The following is a 1,165-nucleotide window of genomic DNA, read 5'->3' on the forward strand; positions in this document are numbered from 1 at the left end:
GTATCTGCCCAGCGGCAGCAGCGCGGAAGAGCGCCAACAAGTGAAATACCGCTTTTTGGACGCGTTCTATCCCATGCTCGAAGCCATGAAAAACGAAGGGCGCGACATCGTCGTCTGCGGCGACTGGAACATTGCCCACCAAAACATCGACTTGAAAAACTGGAAGGGCAATCAGAAAAATTCGGGCTTCTTGCCTGAAGAGCGCGAATGGATAGGCAAAGTCATCCACAAGCTCGGTTGGACGGATATGTGGCGCACACTTTATCCGGATGTGCCGGGCTATACATGGTGGAGCAACCGCGGACAAGCGTATGCGAAAGATGTCGGGTGGCGCATCGATTATCAGATGGTTACGCCGGAGTTGGCCGCCAAAGCTGTTTCCGCACATGTTTATAAAGACGAAAAATTCTCGGATCACGCCCCTTTAGTTGTGGAGTATGACTATGTTGCCGAATAAGGTTTTTGGTAAATATGATTGGAATATAAACGGCAAAACCGGCGTAGGCGCGGCGTGGGTCGTGGCGGCATTTATATTGCCTATGCTGGTGTGGGCGGTGTTTATGCTGGCGCGGATGTCCGGCTGGGTTGCGCCGACCAAGGCTAATCCGACATGGGCGTTGGTATGGCTGCTGTTTTCCCTGCCTTGCCTGCTGATTGCGGCCAAATGCTTTGCTTGGAAGGGTTGGCGGCTGATTGCCAACATCGTACTTTGTCTGGCGACTTGTGCTATCCTCAGCGTGCCTGCCGCGTTGCTGATTGCATTTACACTCAACGACTTGCTCAAATAGGCCGTCTGAAATGCAGAGCTTCGAACTCGAAGAAATGGCACTGTTTCTGATACGCGATGCGGATGAAGCGGAAATGTGGATAGACCGCTGGGCGGTCAGCTATCCGATTGTTCAAACTGCTGAAGCCGATAGTCGGCAAACCATTTCCGAATGGCAACACGCCATTCAGACGGCCTTCGACCATATCGTCAGCAGAAATATTGCCGTTGTGGCTCATGGTGCCGGCGTGTCCGCATTTTTGGCATGGCTGTATCAAACCGACATCCTGACGCAAAAACGCCTGACCAATATTATTTTGGTCTCGCCGCGTCCAGAAGCTTTTCCCGAGGACGAAATCCATACGTTTCAACGTGTCCGCTGCCCTTGCCGTACAGCGC

3 protein-coding genes are annotated in these 1,165 nt (G+C 52.7%); all 3 read left to right on the top strand.

From position 1 onward, the window contains the following. On the top strand, positions 1-457 hold a 457-nt coding region (locus ACTHUM_RS14810), incomplete at its 5' end, for an exodeoxyribonuclease III (protein WP_440403263.1). Next, entirely contained in the window at positions 444-788 is a 345-nt protein-coding gene (locus ACTHUM_RS14815; protein ID WP_219089061.1) for a hypothetical protein, read from the top strand. The genes ACTHUM_RS14810 and ACTHUM_RS14815, both read left to right, overlap by 14 nt. Before the next feature lie 10 nt (positions 789-798). After that, the coding region (locus tag ACTHUM_RS14820) for an alpha/beta hydrolase (RefSeq protein ID WP_440403264.1) at positions 799-1,165 on the top strand (367 nt) is incomplete at its 3' end.

Source organism: Neisseria sp. P0021.S006 (assembly GCF_051956895.1).

What these genes read in the sequence shown, in the direction of transcription:
- ACTHUM_RS14815 (WP_219089061.1), top strand. Translation starts at nt 444, where the DNA reads ATGTTGCCGAATAAGGTTTTTGGTAAATATGATTGGAATATAAACGGC.